Origin of the sequence: Cetobacterium somerae (genome assembly GCF_022430525.1) — a bacterium.
GTDB lineage: Bacteria > Fusobacteriota > Fusobacteriia > Fusobacteriales > Fusobacteriaceae > Cetobacterium_A.
The window spans coordinates 97,511-116,711 of record NZ_CP092521.1 but is presented as its reverse complement, the minus strand read 5'-3'; the positions used below and the strand labels follow the sequence as shown (position 1 = coordinate 116,711).

Sequence of the window (19,201 nt, the reverse complement as noted above, 5' to 3'; positions counted from 1 at the left end):
AGTTTTTGTTATTTTGTCAATAACTTGTTTAAACAAGTTTGTTTCTTTGTATAATTTTTTTTTTCTGATATAATATATTTAATAAAATCAGTTAATATATATTTAGGAGAAAAAATGGCTAAAAGCAGATATTTAGAAATCTATAACTTTATTAAGGAAAATATAAATAATGGAACTTATCCACCTGAAGAAAAAATTCCATCTGAAAATCAATTAAAGGATATTTTTTCAGTTAGTAGAAATACAGTTCGGAAAGCTATTGATCTTTTGGCAAGTGATGGACTTTTAAGCTCAGTTCACGGGAAGGGAGTTTTTGTAATGAAAAAAATTCCTGTTAATTTTTTATTAGGTGGAACTGAAAGTTTTAAAGAAGCTTCTTTAAAAAATAGTTTAAAATATAAAACATCCATTCCAATTTTTGAAACTCTAATTATTAATGAGGAACTAAATAAAAAAACTCATTTTCCTATTGGTGAAACTATTTATCATGTTATTAGAGTACGGGAAATTAGTGGCGAAAAAGTTATTTTAGATGATAACTATTTCTTAAAAGAGGTTGTTGAAGGATTAACTGCTTCAATTGCTATGGATTCTATATATGAATTTTTAGAAAATAAAAAAGGAATTAAAATAAATGGAGCTCAAAAAATAATCTCTGTTGAACCACCTAGTGAAGAGGATAAGAAATATTTAGATTTAAGAGGAAATAATCTTGTAGCCATTGTTAAAAACTTTGCTTACTTAGATAATGGAACTCTTTTTGAATACACTGAGTCTCATCATAGAAGTGATAAATTTGTTTTCAGTAGTTATGCCAAAAGATAGTATATATTTAAAAGGAGGAATAATGGAGATTTTAGAAATACTTAAATCTCTAGGAGATTTAAATAGATTAAGAATTTTAAAAATTTTAAAAGAATTTGGAAAATCTTGTAATTGTGATTTAGAAAAAATTCTAGATTTAAATCAATCAAATGCTTCTAGACATATTACCAAACTAAGAAAAGATAAGTTAATAATTTGTGAAAAAAAGGGAAAATGGTCTTATTATAGTTTAAACTTAGAATTACTAGAAAAAAATAGTTTTATTACTGATATTTTAGACTCTTTAGAAGATCGTATATTTTTAGAAGATAAAAACAGTTTTATAGAATTTTTAAAAACTAAAAACCATTGTTTAGATTAGAAAAAAGAGTCTCAATTTATATTAAGTTGAGACTCTTTTTGTAAAAAATTAATATTTAGATAAAATTTCTTTAACTTCTTTTTTGTCAGCCATCCGTCCAGAAAATATAACTTTTCCATCAATAACAATTCCAGGAGTTTTTAAAACTCCTAACTTTGCAATTTCAACAAAATCAGTTATTTTTTCAACATTTGCTTTCTTATCTAGTTCAACTAATACCTCATTAACATAATCTAATAATACATCACAACTTTTGCAACATCCACCTAATACTTTAATTTCCATTTTATTCCTCCTATTTTATATGTTAATAAAATTAAATAAATATCCTATAATTAAAATCCCAGTAGTAACTAATCCAACATACAAAGCTAATAACTTAAATTTTATGATTTTACTTAACATAACCATTGATGGAAAAGATAACGCTGTAACAGACATCATTAAAGCTAGAATAGTTCCAATTCCAACACCTTTTAGATAAAGGGCTTCAGCTATAGGTAAAGTTCCAAAAATATCAGCATACATAGGAACTCCTACTAAAGTTGCTAATAAAACTGCAAAGGGATTGTCTTTCCCTAAAAGAGTTTCAATAATTTTTGTTGGTATAACATTATGAATAAGTGCTCCAGCTCCAACTCCAATTAAAATAGGTAGCCAAACTTTTTTAAAAATATCTTTCACTTGATTTTTGGCAAATAAAAATCTATCTCTATGATTCATTTCTCCAATTTCAACATCTACATTTTGTACATTTAAAACAAATGGTTCTACATATTTTGTCATATTCATCTTATCTATTATAACTCCACCAATAACTGCAAGGATTATTCCCACAATAACATATATAAAAGCTATTTTGAATCCAAAGAAAGAGCTAATTAATAATAAAGAAGCAATATCAACTAAAGGAGATGATATTAAAAATGAAAAAGTAACCCCAATTGGTAATCCTGCAGACGTAAATCCAATGAATAAAGGAATACTAGAACATGAGCAAAAAGGTGTAATTGTTCCTAAAAGAGCTGCTAAAGTATTTCCAGTTATTCCATTGAATCTTCCTAAAAGTTTTTTCGTTCTTTCTGGTGGGAAAAAACTTTGGATATAACTAATTCCAAATATTAATACACCTAATAAAATAAAAATCTTAATTGTGTCATAGATAAAAAACTGTAGAGCTCCTCCAAGCTTTGTATCTAGAGATATATTAAAAAATTTTGAAACTAAATAACCAGCCATATTATTAAGCCATAGCATTTTTAAAAAAAAATCTTCAATGAATCTCATAAAATCCTCCTCAAAGTATATTAGAAATTTCTAATATTGTTATATCATATAATTTTAGCGTTGTCAAAAATAATATTAGAAAAAACTAAATTAGATTTTTTTAATATTGTTATTTACAAAGTCGCTAGCTTATGTTAACATATGAGCGTATACTCATATAAAATTTTTAATTAAAGGAGGAAAAATGGGATTTTTTGAAAAATATCTATCTATTTGGGTAGGAATATGTATAGTTTTAGGTGTGGCTATTGGAGTTTTTATACCTGCAGTACCTGAGACACTTTCGCTTTTTGAATATTCGAACGTTTCTATACCTGTTGCAATTTTAATCTGGTTAATGATCTATCCAATGATGTTAAAAATAGATTTTACATCGATTATTAATGCAACTAAAAATACAAAAGGACTAACAGTAACTTGTGTAACTAACTGGTTAGTTAAGCCTTTTACAATGTATTTAATATCAGTTTTATTCTTTAAAGTAATTTTTAAAAATTTAATACCACTTAATTTAGCTGATGAATATATTGCAGGAGCAGTACTTTTAGGAGCAGCTCCATGCACTGCTATGGTTTTTGTTTGGAGTCAGCTTACAAAAGGTAATCCTGCATACACATTAGTTCAAGTAGCAGTTAACGACCTAATTTTACTTATTGGATTTGTACCAATAGTAGCATTGTTATTGGGAATAAATAATGTTATTGTTCCTTATGATACTTTGATTCTTTCTGTTGTGTTATTTGTTGTTATTCCTTTAATTTTAGGAATAGTTTCTAGACACTACATTATTAAAACTAAAGGAATCAATTACTTTAAAGAGATATTTCTTAAAAAGTTTGATAAAATAACTATAGCTGGTTTACTTTTAACACTGACAATTATTTTCTCTTTCCAAGGAAGAAAAATAATCGATAATCCAATGGATATATTACTTATATCTATTCCATTAACAATCCAAACATTCTTTATATTCTTCTTTGCATATGGATGGGCTAAAATTTGGAAGCTACCTCATGAGATTGCTTCACCTGCAGGAATGATTGGAGCAAGTAATTTCTTTGAACTTGCCGTAGCTGTAGCAATATCTTTATTTGGGTTAAATTCTGGAGCAACTTTAGCTACAGTAGTTGGAGTTCTTGTTGAAGTACCTGTTATGCTTATATTAGTTAATATATCTAATAGAACAAGAGGATATTTTATAGAAAACTGTAAAGAAAAGAAAATAATAAAAATTTAGGAGGAATCATAAAAATGAAAACAATCGCTTTTGTATGTAAAGGAAATTCTTTTAAAAGTATAATTTGTGAGAGATTTGCAAAGGAATTAACAAATGATTTTATAATAGTTAGTGCTGGTACAAACCCTGCAGATAAAGTAAATGTAGAAGGTGCTAGAATTATGGAAGCAAGAGGACTTTCTATGGATGGATATAGACCTCATTCTCTAGATAGCCTTCCAGAAAATATTGATTATCTTGTTAAAATGGGATGTGCTGTAGAGTGTCCATTTGTTCCTGCCAAAGAAACTATTGATTTCGATATGGATAAATACCCTGCGAAAACTTTTGAAGAGAAAGAAATTGTAGTGGATCTTCTAGAAAAAAAAGTTAAAGAATTCATAAAATCAATCTCTAAATAATTTTTTCATTTAAATATAAAAATTTTATTTAGTAATTGTAAAGTTATATATAAATATGGTATATTATGTGTGGGGATTATTAAATTTTATATAGAAAGAGACAACTTTAATTTAAAATTAAAGCTGTCTCTTTTATTTTTTATTTTTTTATAAATTCCTCTCCTGGTCTAAGAGCACTCATATCTTTAACTCTATCTACATCAAATTTATAAAATTTTATTTTAAATTCCACTGGCCCTCTTAAAATAACGTGATGGTATCTTTCTGGATAAATAATAAGAGGATGTTTTGCATCTACTGTATAGACTTTTTCTTTTTCATCTTCCCATACAAACTCAAGCTCACCTTTTTTTACAATAAGGTAACCTAACTTATCCTTTGGAGCCATATGTTTTTTCAAAATATCGGGGAAAACATTTTGTTCATTCATCCACGGTGTTTCTCCAACTTTTTCCAATCCCTCTGGGAAAATTAAATTATCATAAAGTTTTACATCTGCCAACTTGTCATCTTCAATTGTTTCCTGTATCTCCTCTTCAATAACTTCACTAGCATCCCCTTCAATATCTGGATTTAGTCTTTTTAAATCTATTTTTTCTTTTTCACAGTTACATTTCATAAAATCACATCCTTTTAATTAAAAAATTAAAATTTTAAGACAATTAAATGTACAAGAAAAAAATATTTTTTCCTTGTAATATCTTATAATAAAATATTTCATTCTAAATTTTTTGAATAGTTTAAATATTTTTTTATTGACATATAAATAATTTATATTATATAATATACGGAACAAATTATATAAAAACCCTTCGTATAACCCTATTAATTTGGTATAGGGGTATCTACCGTGGAACCTTAATTCCTGCTTACGAAGAAAATATGTCACATATCATGTCATATTTTCTTTGTGAGTGGGATTTTTTTATTTATAAAATTTAAATTTTAGAGGAGGATGTATGAACTTTAAAAAGTTACCTAAAATAGAATTACACTGTCATTTAGATGGAAGTGTAAGACCTGAAACAATAATTGAATTAGCAAAAACAGAGGGTGTCGACCTACCCACTTCCAATATTGAAACAATAAAAAATATTTTAATTGCCCCTATGGAATGTACATCTTTAAACGAATATTTACAAAGATTCCAAGTTCCTGTAGCTATTATGCAATCAAAGGAAAGCTTAAAAAGAGTTGCATATGAGTTAATGGAGGATTCAGCAAAAGAAAATATAAAATATATAGAAATTAGATTTGCTCCATTACTACATACTGATAAAGGACTATCTCCTGAAGAGATCATTCAAAGTGTTTTAGAGGGAATAAAAGATGGCGAGAAAAATTATGATATAAAAGGGAATTTAATTCTATCATTTTTAAGACATATGCCTGCTGAGACAATTTATGATGTTATTGAAGTTGGAAAAAAATATTTAGGAGATGGAGTTGTAGCAATCGATCTTTGTTCTAGTGAAGAGAGAGGATTTTGTGAGAAGTTCATTCATCCATTTTCATTGGGAAAAGAATATGGATACAACATTACAATTCATGCTGGTGAAACTGGAATCGGTGAAAATGTTTTAGATGCAATTCAAACTCTTGGAGCAGAAAGAATTGGACATGGAATTCATATTAAAAATTGTAAAGAAGCTTATGAACTAGTAAAAGAAAAAAATATTTTTCTAGAGATGTGTCCAACTAGCAACGTTCAAACTAAAGCTATCGAATCATTTGATATTCATCCAATTTTAGACTTTCATAGGGATGGAATTAAAGTTACAATAAACACAGATAATAGAACTGTGTCAAACACAACTTTAACTAACGAGTGTCATGTTATAAAAGAAAATTTTGAAATTGATTTAGATACTTATAAAAATATTTATTTTAATAGTGTTGACGCAGCTTTCACAGATTGTCAAACTAAAGAAAAATTAAAAAATTTACTAAAAGAGCTAGATTAATCAACGATATTAACCTATTAAGTCTCTGTTCATTTTTAAAATATAGTTAATTAAAAACATAAAGAAAATAAACATAATAAAATATTTTAAAATAAAATGTTTACTTTTTGAAAATTATATGTTATACTAATTTTGTAGTAAGGAAATAACACAAGTAGATAAAGATTTTTAAGGAACTATTTTAACGAGTACTTCTTTATAATAATATTGATTGGGTAAATAGTTACTAACAATTAAAAATAACGGAGGTACTTAAATGAAAGGTACAGTAAAATGGTTTAACGAAGAAAAAGGATTTGGATTTATCACTGGTGAGGATGGGAAAGATGTATTCGCACACTTCTCTCAAATCAAAAAAGACGGATTCAAGTCTTTAAAAGAAAACGAAGAAGTAGAATTCGATGTTGTTAAAGGTGACAGAGGATTACAAGCTGAGAACATTGTTTCTGCAAAGTAATTGAATTTTACAATCCCTTATAGAAATTTCTATAAGGGATTTTTTTTATTTTCTCACCTAACATCCAATTAAAAAACTATTCAATCCCCTCATCATAAATAAATTTGAGTAAAAAAATCTCCCTATTAAAAAATAAACTATACAAACAATTAATCCAATAACAGTTAATTTTGAAATTAAATTATAAGATTTACCTCTTTTATTGTCATCACTTCTTCCACAACATTCTCTTCTATCAACAATTAAAAATATAAGTAAAACTATTAAAACTAAAAACATAAAATCACATCCTTATTTAAATTATATAGTTTATAATAATATAAATTTGTTACATGAGTATGTCAGTATAAAATATATTTTCTAATTTTTTTAATAAAAAACTTGAAAACATATTTTTTTATGATAAAGTATACAAAAATATTTTATAGGAGTGGTTACTATGTTTAAAATAACAATGAAAACTACAATGATGAATATGATGCCTTTGGGAGTTGATACCAAAAATTAATTTTTTAATTTTGGGACGAACTCATTTTGATTTACTTAAATGAGATCTCCCGAAGAAATATGTTAACAACACGTTGCTTGGGAGATTCTCTCAAGCTTTTTTATTTTTATACAATAAATTTAAATGTGGAGGAATATTAACATGAAAAAAATTATTTTGTCTGGAATTTTATTAGGAAGTTTAGCATTAGTAGGTTGCGAAAAAGAAAAGGAAAAAAATATTATAATCGGAACGCCATCTAGAATAAAAAAACTAGATCCTATGGTATCTAATGATATTCCTTCATTACTTGTTACTAATCAAATTTTTGAAACATTTTTATACTATGAAAATAAAGAATTAAAGTCTAATATACTTGATGAATACATCTTTATAAACGATACTTTAGAACTTACTCCAAAAAAAGATTTAAAATTTTCCAATGGAGATTCTGTTACTATTGAAGATTTTAAAAATAGTCTTGAGAGAACTTTAACTCATCCTGGATGTAAATTTCTAACTGGAAATATTGACACTATAAAAATAAATAGAAATAAAGTTGTAATTACTTTTAAAGTTGCCACACCTTCAATTTTAAATAATATGACATATCCAATGATTGTTCTTTTAAAAGAAACTAATAAAGGATTAGTTGGAACTGGTTCTTTCAAATTGGATAAAGAAGATATTGATACTATTGAATTATCACCAAATAATTATTCTAAAAATCCTGGGAAAAATAAAATCATATTTAGAGCTATTCCTGAAGATAATGCTAGAACAATGGCTTTAGAGGCCGAGGAAATTCAAATCAACACCAATGTTCCTCCTATTGATAAAGAGTTAGTAAAAAGTAAAGGAATACAAGTTATTGAAACTCCCTCTGTAACTACAGAAATGGTTTGGTTTAATAATGAAAAATTAACTTTAGAAGAAAGAGCAAAAATATCCAAAGCAATAAATAAAGCAGATTTAATAGCTACTTCTTTAGAAGGAAGTGGAACTATTGCAACGTCTATGATTCCTAAAAATTCATATGGTTTTTCTCCTAACACGAAAGAAATAGAAGTAGAAGATGTTGAAATAAATCGTACCTTAAAAATTATTTTAAATGACGTTGGAACCAGAAAAACAAATGCTCAAATAATCCAAGCTAATTTAAAAGAGGTTGGAATTGAATCTGAAATTATAATTTTAGATTGGGCTAAGTATTTAGATTCTTCTGCTAAAGGAGAGCACGATCTTCTTCTTGGTGGATGGGTTAATGGAACTTTCGATGCTGAAGGAGTACTATATCCTTTGTTTCACTCTCAAAATGCTCCTGAAGCAGGCAGAAGGACACTATATAGTAATAAAGAGTTCGATTCTCTTCTAGAGCTTTCTAGAACTTATGATTTAGAGAAAAGAGAAGACTATCTAAAAAAATCTGCCGAGAAATTATATGAAGATTATGCTATTTTACCATTGTATTATCCTAATTACTCTGTTGGTATTACAAATAATATTGCAGGATTTAAAGGTGACGAAAGAGGACTTTATAATTTTTCTCAATTAAATTTTAAAAATTAGATTTTAAATTTTTCAAAAATAAATAAGAGATGACATAAGTTTTCTCTTATTTATTTCTATTTTCTTTTAAAATACTATAAATTAAATGTAACATATTTTCCCCTTTATAAACTTTTACAAATTTTCCCTCAACCTTCATCCCAGCTCTTTCAGCCACTTTACAAGAGTTAACATTTTCTGGTCTAATTTCAGCAATTACTTTATTTGCTTTTAGAATGTCAAAGGAATACTTTATACACGCCTTTACTGCTTCTGTAGCATAACCAAATCCCCAATACTTTTTATCCAATATATAAGCTACTCCTATATATTTTTTACCATCAATATTTTCTATCAAAGGTCCAATGAGTCCAATAAAATTTCCTGTTTTCTTTTCTGTAACAAAAAAATAACTATACCCCTCACTTTTATAACGAATTCTATTTTTTTTAATCCACTCTTGAGTTTCATCTTCAGAAAATCCATGACCCCATGCATACATAATTTCTTTATCTTTTAAAATATTAAATATTAAATGAAAATCCTCCTCAGTAATCTCTCGAAAGTTTAATCTTTCACTAACTATTTTATCTCTAACATCTATTTTTTGCATACATCAACCCACGAAATAAAAGGTGTATATTTTTCTATTTCCTCTATTGTTAATTCAATCGCACTGTTACTACTTCCACAAGCTGGAAATACAGTTTTAAATCTTTTTAAAGAACTATCTAAATAAATATCTACATTTTCATTAACTCCAAATGGACAAACTCCTCCAACTTCATGTCCAATAATTTCTAATACTTCATCAAATTTAAGCATCTTAGCTTTTGATTTAAACTGCTCTTTGTATTTTGAATTATCAATTTTTGTATCCCCCGCAGTCACAATTAAAATAGGATTATCATTAATGACAAAAGATAGCGTCTTTGCTATTCTACACGGTTCACACTGTAAGGCTTCTGCTGCTAACTCCACCGTAGCACTAGATACCTCAAACTCTTGAATTCTATTTTCAATTCCAAATCCCTTAAAATATTCTTTAACCTTTTCAATTGCCATCAATCTCCTCCTCTATATTTTTTATTATTTTATCATAGCAATAAAACGGTTTCTCTTTTCCTAAAAACTCCATCTCCCCAGCTAATCTGAAACCAAATTTTTTAAAAAGAGAGTTCATCTTATCATTTATTGAATATGTATCTGTTTTTAAATATGAAACTCCATTTTTTAATGCTAACTCTTCAGAAAATTTTAACAAAGAGATTCCCACTCCTTGATTTCTAAAATTTGAATTCACTGCCATTCTATGAACAACCATAGCTTTTTCCAAAGATTGCCAATTGATACAATTATATTCAGTAGGTTCAACATAATTTACACAAACAAATCCTCTTATTTCATTATTTAGCTCATCTACATATAGATCTCCAGCCTCTATATCTTTTGAAAAATTTATCGCTTGTGGATATGTTTCATCCCACTGAGTATTATTATATAACTTCATCTCACTTATTGTCGCTGTTATAATTTCCATAATTTTTGTAATATCTATTTTTTTTGCTTTTCTTATCACAATATCTCCTTACATAATTTCTTACTATTGAAAAATTTATACTAATATTAGTATAAATTTTTTTTACTTAATTTTCAACTAATAAAATAGAGAGGATTTTAATTCCTCTCTAATATATTTACATTAAATTAATTATCTTTACAACATGGTTTAGAACAAGTATTTTTCTTAATAAACTCTTGAATTTGATCTAATCCTACATATGACTTAAATTCATTACATCTTTCTTCTATTAAAGTTGGAACAGATCTAATTCCATATTTTATAGCTAATTCCTCGTGAGACTCTAAATCAATGATTTTGATATCTTTTCTATCCTTTAATAATTCTTTAGCCGGTATACAATACTTACAAGTTGGTAATGTGAATAATATAATTTTCATAATTTTTCCTCCATCGTCACTGTATGACATTAAATTTTTATTTTATAAGTTCTAAATACTTATCTATAACATCTTTTGGTTCTGCCCTTTTTGTATAATCAGCATCTATATAGGCATACACAATAACTCCTGATGAATCTACTATATAAGTTGCAGGAATTGGAAGAATTCTACTTTTCTTGCCTTGAGATTTTTCTAAGTTAATTCCAAATCCATCATAGATACTTTCAATTGTTTCAGTTATATCAAATGTCAGATTTAATTTTTTAGCAAACTTATTATCAATATCTGAAAGAACTTCAAAGTTGAGATTTTCAACATTAATAGAACTCTCTGGTCTTTCTGGAGAGATTGCTATCATTTTAATTTTATTTTTATCCTTTAATAACTTATTGTATGTAGATAATTCTAAATTACAATATGGACACCAAGTTCCTCTATAAAAACTTATAATTGCTGGTTGTTTTCCTAAAACTTCCATTATAGACACTTTGTCTCCTAAATTATTTAATAAAATCATATCTTCTATTTTATCTCCAATATTAAATGCCTCTTTTTCTAATTCACTATTTTTTAAACTTTGAGTAGCTTCTAACATTTTAGATAATATTTCTGGACTTATCCTATTTTTAGCTGACTCTCTTCTTTCTGATAATTTTTTTTCAAGAACATTCACCATTAATCACCTCTCTAAATTTTTAATTGGACTTTCTTATACTTTAAGAATAATATAAGATAAGTATAAAAACAATTAGTTACTATTTTGTTACCAGTTACCTAGAAGTAATTAGTTTACAAATTATGTAGCTTTATGATATTCTAAAAGATAATCATGTTTAAAAGGGGTATTTATTATGAAAAAAATATTAATCTTTAGTTTTTTAATTTCAACTGTAACTTTTAGTAGTGAATCTATTGGAGTTGGTAAAGATGATAAATATGGATACGAAATTAAATTAAAACTAGAAAAAGATTCAAATGGTAAAATTAAAAATATTGAACTTTTAGAAGATAATACAAAGAAAAGTATTTCGAAAAAAGTACTTCCTAAATTAATAGAAGAAGCAAAAATTAAAAATTCAGCAGATATAGATTCAGTTGCTGGAGCCACATATACATCTGATGTTTTTAAAAAGGCTTTAAAAGCTGCTCTTGAAAATACCAAATAAAGTAAAAATAATTTCAAATCAAAAGGTGAATAAATGAGAGAAATAACTTGTCCTTTAGAAGCTGTTTTCTTTATCTTAAGAGGAAAATGGACCCCTATTATTTTATGGAGAATGCGTTTAGGAAATCAACGTCTAACTGATTTAAAAAAAGATATTATTGGTTGTAATGAAAAAATGTTGATCCAACATTTAAATGATATGATTGAAAATGGACTTTTAGAAAAAATTGAATATAATGTTTATCCAAAACATACTGAATATAGATTAACTGAGTTTGGAAAAGAGCTAATTCCTACTTTTGCAAAATTTCAAGAGTTAGGAATTAAATACTTACAAAAAAGTGAGTTATTAACAGATGATAAATAGTGTGTTATTCTTAAGTTGAATTAAAACTTAGGAGGAATCTATTATGAAAAAAAATATTTTATTAACATTAAGTGCTTTATCTATTTCAGCTTTTGGATTTACTTTAGAAAGCAATGGTATAGAAAATGGATATATAAAAGAAAAATATGGTAAACATGGAGCTCAAAATCTAAATGGTATGCCTAGTTTATCTTTTCCTTTAGAATGGAAAAATGCTCCTAAAAATACTAAAAGTTATGCTTTAGTTATGGAAGATTTTGATGCTATTCCTGTTACAGGATTTTCTTGGATACATTGGATTGCAATTATTCCTAAAACAACTACTAAACTTCAAGAAAATGCTAGCTTAGAAAATAAAGAGATAATTCAAGGTGTTAATAGCTGGATCTCTTCTATAGGAGGATTAAATAAAAGTGATGCCTCACATTTTGGAGGTCCTGCACCACCAGATACAGATCATACTTATAACATTACTATCTACGCTCTAGACAAAGAGATCAATTTACAACCTGGATTTTATTTAAATGAACTTTATGCTAAGATGAATGATCATATTCTAGATAAAGTTACATTAAACGCTAAATATAAAAAATAAAGAAAGATGAAGTATGCAATAAATATATGCGTACTTCATCTTTTTAATTTTATAAAAAAAAGATGTATTTCTACATCTTTCAAAGTTCGTATTGGTACCCCGTAGGGGAATCGAACCCCTGTTTATAGAGTGAAAATCTATTGTCCTTACCACTGAACGAACGGGGCAGGTGATGGTGCGTCATACTGGGCTCGAACCAGTGACAACACGATTAAAAGTCGTGTGCTCTACCATCTGAGCTAATGACGCATATCTTGTTAGTTTTTTATTTAATTTTTGGTGGCGGGAGCTGGACTCGAACCAACGACCTTCGGGTTATGAGCCCGACGAGCTGCCAACTGCTCTATCCCGCGATATTACATTAATGGTGCCTGGGGCCGGAATCGAACCGGCACGCTATCAGATAGCTCAGGATTTTAAGTCCTGTGCGTCTACCTATTCCGCCACCCAGGCGTCCTAGTTAGAAACTTACATTTCTCTCACGAACAAAATTATTATACCGTATTTTTTAAAAAAAGTCAACTATATTTTTTATTTAATTTAAATATTTTATTTATTTTTCTGTTTCTTGATATATAATATACATAAGAATTTAATTATTTTTAAGGAGAATAATATGACAGGAAAAAATAGAAAAGATATTAAAGCAGGATTAAGAGTTATGATAGTAAAAAAAGAAGACCAACGAACTGGAAAACTTACTGAAGGAGTTGTTAAAGATATTCTTACAAACTCGAGCACACACCCTCACGGAATAAAAGTTAGACTTCAAGATGGAACTGTTGGTAGAATCCAACAAATCAAAACTATTTAAAAATAAAGACCGCAGATTAAAAAAGCTCTTAATCTGTGGTCTTTTCAATTATATTTTAATTATTTTTCTTGATTTTAAAAATTAATATATAAACATCTAAATTTTTAACCTTTTAATAATTTTTCTATTTTTAATAATAATTTTTCTATCTCTTCTTTTCTTTTATCATCAACATACTGAATTTTTTCTTTTATATTATTAAAAATCTCAAAATTTATATTTACTCCAATCTCTTTTCTAATCTCTTCACTCTTAATTGAATTTTCTGCTTTTAAAAACATTTTAAACTCAATCACACTATTTGATGTGTTTAAATATGTTAAATTTTCTTCTAAATTTTTATAAATTTTTTCTATCTCTCTGAAAGTTAAAGATCCTACAATTTCTTTTGCCGTGTCAGTACTAGTATTCTCAAATAGTTCAAATCTTCTTCTATGTCTCAAAGCTGTCATTCTATTAAAACCAACTAATTCTAACCATTGACAATATGTCATCTCCTCTTGTATTTTTTCTGAAACTTCTTTAAAAATCTTTCCAAGTTGAATTGAAGCATTAGCTTGTAAATTTAAAATCTCTTTAGTTTTTACTTCTAAAAACTCATTTTCCTCTTTAGTTTCACAAAATTCTATTTTAGCTACATTTTTTATTATTTCTAGTGCTTCACTTCTCTTCTCTTTTTCAATGACTTCTTTGCTAGCTCCTTCAGTAGCTCTTCTCAATCTATCTATTGCTCCCATTGAACACCCCTCATTGTATAATTTAAGCAAACTTAATTTTTAATATAACACTGTAACACAAATTTTATTCTTGTAACACATGTGTTACATCCCTTTTATAACTTCTATTAAACTATCCTGAACTTCTTGTAATCCTTTTGAATTTGTTTCCCAAATACTTTTTCCTTTTTCTAAAAGAGTCTCAATTTGCGATAACTCTTTTATTGGCTCAGGAAGAAGTATTGTTGTTTGTCCTAAAACATTTTTTAAATCATCTAAATATTTATTTTGATTTGTTGTATTCCTATATTTATTAACTATTATCGAAAATATCTTATCAATACCAGCTTCTTCTACTACATTTATAACTCCTTCAACTGTAACTCTATCGCAGAAACAAGGAATAATAACTTTATCTGAACACTCTACAAATATTGTATCCAATTTCATAGTTGGAATACTGTCAATTAAAACAAAATCATATTCTGTCTTCATTTTTTCTATAAATTTAGGAAGATTATTTAAAAATGTTGTAGAAAATTTAGAATCCTCAAGTGGAATAAAATCAACATTTTCTCTTATTCTTACAATATCTCCATCTTCACCTTTTACAAAAGCTTTTAAACCACTATCAAAAATAGGTTTATGTTCTTGTGGAGCTGTATAGTCTAACACATTATTTTGAGAATCTGATGTTAAAATTAATACTTTTTTCCCAATTAATGATAGTCCAACTGATAATTGAACTGTTAAAAAAGTTTTTCCTACTCCACCTTTATTAACTTTTATTGTATATACTTTTCCTTTTCTATCCACTTTTCCCTCCACATTTGGCTTTATACTCACAGCGTCATCTAATAGTGTAATTACAACATCTTTTTTCTCTTCCGTTAAGCCTAAACTATTTATAATAGGCAACGGAATTACTAATTTTGGTGACTTATATTTTCCTACTTTATCAAATTTAACTTTATAATTTTTTATTAATAAAAGAATTTTTCCATTTTCCGTTTTTTGCTCTTGCTCTACTAAAGTTTTTCCATATTTTAAAATAATTTCATCATTTTTATATTCAAAAATAATGTTATTGTTTTCCTCAGTTATAGATAAAAAATTTAAAATGTCTTTAGATAAATTTAATCTACACCCATTTAATCTTCCATCTTTTTTATATGAAAACGATAATTTTTTTATCATTCTTAACTCCTTAACTTAACAATAATTTTAAATTTTTAAGAGCTTTTTCAATTTCATCTGAATTTTTTCCTTCTAAAGATATCTTTGCTCCATTTAAATTTAATGTTACTGTTATCAAATTTTCACGATAGTTTATTTTCATTATTATCCTCCTAAATTTTAGAAAAATTTAATGAATTTTCTATTGCGAGTAGAAAGGACTTTACATTAAAATTTTCTATATTTTACTTTAATAAAATAATACTTCTTTTATTGTGTTATGTCAAGCCTAAAAAATATTTTTTTCTCACTTTTATTGATTTTAAATATTTTTAATGTTATAATTTGTCCGCGAGTAGAAGGGATTTATCTTAAGATAATCTCTTTTTTTTATAAAAAAAGCACTTTTTTCAACTAATGAAAAAGTGCTTTTTATTTATCTTAAAATTACTTATTAAATTATTTTCCTAATAAAATTTCCTCAACTTTATTTTGAACATCATCTATAGTTTGAATATTCCCTGCTAATACTTCCTTTGTTAATCTCATTTTCAATCTTAGTAACTCCTCTTTAGAGAAATCTCCTTCTAGCATTATTAACACATTATTTATATAATCTTTTGCTAATGATAAAAATTCTTTAGTTAAAGGCTCTGAATAGCTTTTATTTTTTTCTTCTATTTCTATTACCTCTAATTCTGGTGAAGAGTTACAATTAAAATAATCTATTTCATTTAAATAGTTTAAAATTATTCTTTTTTTTCCAGCATTAAAAGCCATTTTCTGTATTTTAGTGTTCATTCCACATATTTTTATATAATTTTTAAATGCATTTTTTTCTATCTCATCTTTTTCTTCTTGAGTTAATAACTCAAAAGAAGCTTCTAATTGAAGAAATTTTTCATCAATTACTTCATCTTTTCTTATTTCAATTTTTTCTTGAGATAAATTTTCTTTTTTAGTTTTTTCTATAATAATATCTCCTGCCCAATCATTTTCTAAAGCTTTTAAGAAAAATGCTCTTGGACTAGTTAATTTTTTTTGCTTATTTAAATAAGCTATTGTTCCTCTTACTTTTTCTTCTCCATATTTTTCAATACTATCTGCTATAGTTTTTGGCATAGATTTCAATTTTTTAGCTATATTTGGTAACTTATTAAATAATTCTTCTATCAACTCTTTAGTTATAATTGTTTTTTCCAATTGTTCTTTTTCGTTTTCAGTTAATGTATCGTGCTCTGTTGCAGATATTGTTAATTGAGTAGAAATATTTTTAAAATCATTAAAATCATCGAAAAATCTCTCTTGTTTTTCTTCAGCTGAATCTTCATAAAAATGTATCTCTATCTCTGATTTTTCCCAAGTACTATCTTTTACAAAATTAAACTCTTTAATTAAATTTTTTATTTTTAATTCGTTTAAATTATTTTCTAAAATTTTTATAGTATTATGTGGATTTTTAGGATTAAACTTTAATGGAATTCTTTTTATTAAAAAAAGTGTGTCTATTCTTAAGTAAAGCTCATGATATCTAAGCTTTTCTATTAACATATAAATTGTACGAGCCGTACTGGTATCTATATCTAATAAAATATCAGAATTATAAACCATATAACCTTTTGTCATTATATTATTGTAAAAATGATCTGATACGGATATTTCATAAACTTCTTTTATTCTGTTATCACTGATCTGATCTTTAAGAGTTTTATTTTTTCTATCATCAAGTCTAATTGTTTTTAGTGATAGAATTGTTGTTTCAATATCTTGAGTTAAGATTGATTTATTCACAGAAGAATACATTGTATTTTTAAAGTTATAGTTAGAAGTTGCTAATCTTGATAAACTTTCTTTAATCCTTTTTACATAATCTTTAGTTGTTAGCTTTAGTTCTTTTTTTAGCTCTGCTGCTGTTACAATAAATCTTCTTGGCATACCTTTATTTTTCATAACTTTCATTAAGGCTATAAAAACTTTTTCTTCTAATTCTCCAGGTATATAATCTCCTGCTTTTGGTGTAACATTTATATATGTATCACGATTTTTATTAAAATAATATTTTACAATTTGATTTACTTTTCTTCTTGTATTTTTAGAAAAAAGTGGATATTGTATAACGTTCATATCAACACGAACTAAGGATTTATTTTTAATAAAATCTTCATCTACATAGATATTTTCTTCTACTATCTCTGTTTCTGGTGTATCTATAACTTCCTCTTCATACCACTTACTCATTAATTTATCTCCTTAAAAATAATCTAAATTTTTTTACACTTAATAATGGGGGTTATCTAGAAAATCATTCAATTTTTTATATATTTTAACATAATTTCTTATAAAAATATATAAATTATTCTTAAAAACAGTCATTTTTTCTTATAAAATATACCTCACTAATGCGTGCAAATATAATAAATGAATAAATTACCCCCAGTAATACGTTTAAATTTTAAAAAACCCTCACTAATACGTGTAAGTACCCTCACTAATACGTGTAAGTACCCTCATTAATGCGTGTAAACACCCTCATTAATGCGTGCAACAAGTCCCCAGTAATACGTGGTAATAAAAACATTACTTTTCATAATAAAATCAATGCTTAAACAAGCTTTTTTTATATTTTTTTTTGTACATAACAATATAAACAATATATAACAATATAAACAACTATAAACAATGTAATTTTTCTAATTTTCTAATATTTTGATAAAAATAAACACTTATTAATGAGGGTAACTTAAAAAATATATAATATTTTATTAATTAACAAAAAATAAAAAATCCAAGAAAACTAAGCTTTTTAAAAGCAAAAATTCTTGGTTTAAATTTATTTTTAAAACAAATTTTTCTATATAAAAAATAAAATTTCTTTGTGTTATCGTAAATAAAACGATGGATTCTATGTAAAATCTGATAAAAAAATTAATAATGTTTTTGAAATTACTAAATATATTGGACGATATCTCACGCACCCTACAATAGCTGAATATAGGATTACTGATATTACGGACTCCTCTATTACATTTTGATATCAAAAACTTGACTCTCCAAAGAAAATATTTCTAACTCTTTCCATGACTCAATTCATTGGAAGATTATTAGCACATATTCCACCTAAAAACTTTAAAATAATTAGAAGATTTGGGCTATATTCTAGAAGATATAAAAATAAAAAACCTTCCTTTTGGGGAAAAGGAAGGTTTTTATAACACGGGGGAGTGTTAAAATAAAAAGATTTAAATAAATTTTTGGGGGGTATTAAATTTACTTAATCATCGGTTTCAATTAATAATACCATATTCGCACTATTATGTCAATAGTGTTTTTATTTAGAAAATGTTTTTTCAATTTTTTCTAAATTAGAGCGTATTAAAATTAAGTGATTTAAAATAGAAAAAATGGAACTTTCAAAGTTAGATCTAAGAATTTGAATACAAAGTCAAAAAAAGCTTGAAATTTTATGTTTTTTGACTTATGATTCAAACGTAGAGTTTTTATTTTTTATAAAATAATTAGAAATAATAAAATAAAAAAAGGTGGGATCTATGAACTTAATATTAACTAAATTAAAAAATATGGATGAACAAAATATATTTGAAATAAAAAAAAGAGAAAAGATGTCAAAATCTTCGATATATATTTTAAAAATAGATTCAAATAAATTTTTAACTTCCAATACATTAATTGAATTTTTAAAGAAAAAAGATTTGAGAAATGAAGTTTTAGAATTTACATTAGAAGAAATATCTAGATTAATAGAAAAAAAATTATCAACTAAATATGAATTTATGGGAATGTATAATCCTAATTTTCCTAAAGAAATAAAGTGAACT

25 protein-coding genes, 4 tRNA genes, 1 pseudogene and 1 riboswitch are annotated in these 19,201 nt (G+C 26.1%); of the genes and pseudogenes, 13 read left to right on the top strand and 17 right to left on the bottom strand.

What is annotated here, in order from left to right; genetic code table 11:
• The first annotated feature begins 114 nt into the window (after positions 1–114).
• Together treR and MKD34_RS12945 are read left to right on the top strand one after the other, a co-directional pair.
• Positions 115–825 (top strand): trehalose operon repressor, encoded by a 711-nt coding sequence (gene treR / locus MKD34_RS12950; protein ID WP_266187790.1) that lies wholly within the window; start codon positions 115–117, stop codon positions 823–825.
• A 22-nt stretch (positions 826–847) separates the two neighbouring features.
• On the top strand, positions 848–1,186 hold the full coding sequence (locus tag MKD34_RS12945) for an ArsR/SmtB family transcription factor (protein WP_240221680.1): 339 nt from the start codon (positions 848–850) through the stop codon (positions 1,184–1,186).
• Between the two features lie 48 nt (positions 1,187–1,234).
• Here MKD34_RS12945 and MKD34_RS12940 read toward each other — a convergent pair whose 3' ends face one another.
• Both MKD34_RS12940 and MKD34_RS12935 read right to left on the bottom strand, forming a co-directional pair.
• Positions 1,235–1,471, bottom strand: a complete 237-nt coding sequence (locus tag MKD34_RS12940; RefSeq protein ID WP_240221678.1) for a thioredoxin family protein — start codon at positions 1,469–1,471, stop codon at positions 1,235–1,237.
• Positions 1,472–1,486: 15 nt separating this feature from the next.
• Positions 1,487–2,473 (bottom strand): permease, encoded by a 987-nt coding sequence (locus MKD34_RS12935; RefSeq protein WP_240221676.1) that lies wholly within the window; start codon positions 2,471–2,473, stop codon positions 1,487–1,489.
• 184 nt (positions 2,474–2,657) lie between these two features.
• Here MKD34_RS12935 and arsB point away from each other — a divergent pair, with 184 nt between their 5' ends.
• Positions 2,658–3,710: an ACR3 family arsenite efflux transporter gene (arsB, locus tag MKD34_RS12930; protein WP_240221674.1), complete on the top strand. Its 1,053-nt coding sequence runs from the start codon at positions 2,658–2,660 to the stop codon at positions 3,708–3,710.
• Positions 3,711–3,724: 14 nt separating this feature from the next.
• Positions 3,725–4,111 carry an arsenate-mycothiol transferase ArsC gene (locus MKD34_RS12925; protein WP_240221672.1) on the top strand — a complete coding sequence of 129 codons (387 nt, stop codon included), beginning with the start codon at positions 3,725–3,727 and terminating at the stop codon, positions 4,109–4,111.
• A 139-nt stretch (positions 4,112–4,250) separates the two neighbouring features.
• On the opposite strand, the gene MKD34_RS12920 is transcribed toward MKD34_RS12925, so the two are convergent.
• Positions 4,251–4,730 (bottom strand): DUF1971 domain-containing protein, encoded by a 480-nt coding sequence (locus MKD34_RS12920; RefSeq protein WP_240221670.1) that lies wholly within the window; start codon positions 4,728–4,730, stop codon positions 4,251–4,253.
• Positions 4,731–4,903: 173 nt separating this feature from the next.
• A riboswitch (purine riboswitch) is annotated at positions 4,904–5,003 on the top strand.
• A gap of 67 nt (positions 5,004–5,070) precedes the next feature.
• Between MKD34_RS12920 and add the strand changes: the two genes are divergently transcribed.
• Together add and MKD34_RS12910 are read left to right on the top strand one after the other, a co-directional pair.
• Positions 5,071–6,075 carry an adenosine deaminase gene (gene add, locus MKD34_RS12915; protein ID WP_240221668.1) on the top strand — a complete coding sequence of 335 codons (1,005 nt, stop codon included), beginning with the start codon at positions 5,071–5,073 and terminating at the stop codon, positions 6,073–6,075.
• Between the two features lie 256 nt (positions 6,076–6,331).
• Entirely contained in the window at positions 6,332–6,532 is a 201-nt protein-coding gene (locus MKD34_RS12910) for a cold-shock protein (RefSeq protein ID WP_023052431.1), read from the top strand.
• A 57-nt stretch (positions 6,533–6,589) separates the two neighbouring features.
• On the opposite strand, the gene MKD34_RS12905 is transcribed toward MKD34_RS12910, so the two are convergent.
• Positions 6,590–6,811: a hypothetical protein gene (locus tag MKD34_RS12905; protein ID WP_240221666.1), complete on the bottom strand. Its 222-nt coding sequence runs from the start codon at positions 6,809–6,811 to the stop codon at positions 6,590–6,592.
• A 370-nt stretch (positions 6,812–7,181) separates the two neighbouring features.
• Here MKD34_RS12905 and MKD34_RS12900 point away from each other — a divergent pair, with 370 nt between their 5' ends.
• Positions 7,182–8,588, top strand: coding sequence for an ABC transporter substrate-binding protein (locus MKD34_RS12900; RefSeq protein WP_240221664.1), 1,407 nt, complete (start codon positions 7,182–7,184; stop codon positions 8,586–8,588).
• A gap of 46 nt (positions 8,589–8,634) precedes the next feature.
• On the opposite strand, the gene MKD34_RS12895 is transcribed toward MKD34_RS12900, so the two are convergent.
• The 5 genes from MKD34_RS12895 to MKD34_RS12875 form a co-directional block, all read right to left on the bottom strand.
• Positions 8,635–9,180 (bottom strand): GNAT family N-acetyltransferase, encoded by a 546-nt coding sequence (locus MKD34_RS12895; RefSeq protein ID WP_240221662.1) that lies wholly within the window; start codon positions 9,178–9,180, stop codon positions 8,635–8,637.
• Complete coding sequence (locus MKD34_RS12890) at positions 9,168–9,632, bottom strand: YbaK/EbsC family protein (protein WP_240221660.1); 465 nt, start codon at positions 9,630–9,632, stop codon at positions 9,168–9,170. The genes MKD34_RS12895 and MKD34_RS12890 overlap by 13 nt, the downstream gene beginning before the upstream one ends.
• Positions 9,622–10,146 carry a GNAT family N-acetyltransferase gene (locus tag MKD34_RS12885; RefSeq protein ID WP_240221658.1) on the bottom strand — a complete coding sequence of 175 codons (525 nt, stop codon included), beginning with the start codon at positions 10,144–10,146 and terminating at the stop codon, positions 9,622–9,624. Before MKD34_RS12885 ends, MKD34_RS12890 begins: the two co-directional genes overlap by 11 nt.
• Positions 10,147–10,274: 128 nt before the next feature.
• Entirely contained in the window at positions 10,275–10,529 is a 255-nt protein-coding gene (locus tag MKD34_RS12880; RefSeq protein WP_240221656.1) for a glutaredoxin family protein, read from the bottom strand.
• Positions 10,530–10,566: 37 nt separating this feature from the next.
• A complete protein-coding gene (locus MKD34_RS12875) occupies positions 10,567–11,208 on the bottom strand; it encodes a peroxiredoxin-like family protein (RefSeq protein WP_240221654.1) in 642 nt (213 codons plus the stop codon).
• Between the two features lie 175 nt (positions 11,209–11,383).
• On the opposite strand from MKD34_RS12875, the gene MKD34_RS12870 reads away from it, so the two are divergent.
• The 3 genes from MKD34_RS12870 to MKD34_RS12860 are packed head-to-tail and all read left to right on the top strand — an operon-like array spanning position 11,384 to position 12,659.
• Entirely contained in the window at positions 11,384–11,698 is a 315-nt protein-coding gene (locus tag MKD34_RS12870) for an FMN-binding protein (RefSeq protein WP_240221652.1), read from the top strand.
• A 33-nt stretch (positions 11,699–11,731) separates the two neighbouring features.
• Positions 11,732–12,064 (top strand): winged helix-turn-helix transcriptional regulator, encoded by a 333-nt coding sequence (locus MKD34_RS12865; RefSeq protein ID WP_240221650.1) that lies wholly within the window; start codon positions 11,732–11,734, stop codon positions 12,062–12,064.
• Between the two features lie 43 nt (positions 12,065–12,107).
• Entirely contained in the window at positions 12,108–12,659 is a 552-nt protein-coding gene (locus MKD34_RS12860) for a YbhB/YbcL family Raf kinase inhibitor-like protein (RefSeq protein WP_240221648.1), read from the top strand.
• Between the two features lie 92 nt (positions 12,660–12,751).
• On the opposite strand, the gene MKD34_RS12855 is transcribed toward MKD34_RS12860, so the two are convergent.
• The 4 genes from MKD34_RS12855 to MKD34_RS12840 form a co-directional block, all read right to left on the bottom strand.
• Positions 12,752–12,826 (bottom strand) — tRNA-Glu (locus MKD34_RS12855).
• Positions 12,827–12,832: 6 nt separating this feature from the next.
• Positions 12,833–12,908 (bottom strand) — tRNA-Lys (locus tag MKD34_RS12850).
• A 28-nt stretch (positions 12,909–12,936) separates the two neighbouring features.
• A tRNA-Met gene (locus MKD34_RS12845) sits at positions 12,937–13,012 on the bottom strand.
• Between the two features lie 12 nt (positions 13,013–13,024).
• Positions 13,025–13,112, bottom strand: a tRNA-Leu gene (locus MKD34_RS12840).
• Positions 13,113–13,275: 163 nt separating this feature from the next.
• On the opposite strand from MKD34_RS12840, the gene MKD34_RS12835 reads away from it, so the two are divergent.
• On the top strand, positions 13,276–13,473 hold the full coding sequence (locus MKD34_RS12835; RefSeq protein WP_240221646.1) for a YwbE family protein: 198 nt from the start codon (positions 13,276–13,278) through the stop codon (positions 13,471–13,473).
• Between the two features lie 104 nt (positions 13,474–13,577).
• Here MKD34_RS12835 and MKD34_RS12830 read toward each other — a convergent pair whose 3' ends face one another.
• The 4 genes from MKD34_RS12830 to MKD34_RS12820 all read right to left on the bottom strand — a co-directional run bounded on the left by MKD34_RS12830 (position 13,578) and on the right by MKD34_RS12820 (position 17,603).
• Positions 13,578–14,210, bottom strand: a complete 633-nt coding sequence (locus MKD34_RS12830) for a hypothetical protein (RefSeq protein WP_240221644.1) — start codon at positions 14,208–14,210, stop codon at positions 13,578–13,580.
• An 84-nt stretch (positions 14,211–14,294) separates the two neighbouring features.
• On the bottom strand, positions 14,295–15,386 hold the full coding sequence (locus MKD34_RS12825) for a ParA family protein (RefSeq protein WP_240221642.1): 1,092 nt from the start codon (positions 15,384–15,386) through the stop codon (positions 14,295–14,297).
• Between the two features lie 10 nt (positions 15,387–15,396).
• Positions 15,397–15,528 carry a hypothetical protein gene (locus MKD34_RS14110; RefSeq protein ID WP_023051805.1) on the bottom strand — a complete coding sequence of 44 codons (132 nt, stop codon included), beginning with the start codon at positions 15,526–15,528 and terminating at the stop codon, positions 15,397–15,399.
• Between the two features lie 296 nt (positions 15,529–15,824).
• The gene (locus tag MKD34_RS12820) at positions 15,825–17,603 is read right to left on the bottom strand and encodes a replication initiation protein (protein ID WP_240221640.1); all 1,779 of its coding nucleotides are present in this window, start codon (positions 17,601–17,603) and stop codon (positions 15,825–15,827) included.
• Positions 17,604–18,289: 686 nt separating this feature from the next.
• Between MKD34_RS12820 and MKD34_RS14170 the strand changes: the two are divergent.
• Positions 18,290–18,577 (top strand): annotated as a pseudogene (locus MKD34_RS14170) (transposase).
• A gap of 336 nt (positions 18,578–18,913) precedes the next feature.
• Positions 18,914–19,198, top strand: a complete 285-nt coding sequence (locus MKD34_RS12815; protein WP_240221638.1) for a hypothetical protein — start codon at positions 18,914–18,916, stop codon at positions 19,196–19,198.
• Positions 19,199–19,201: the final 3 nt, after the last annotated feature.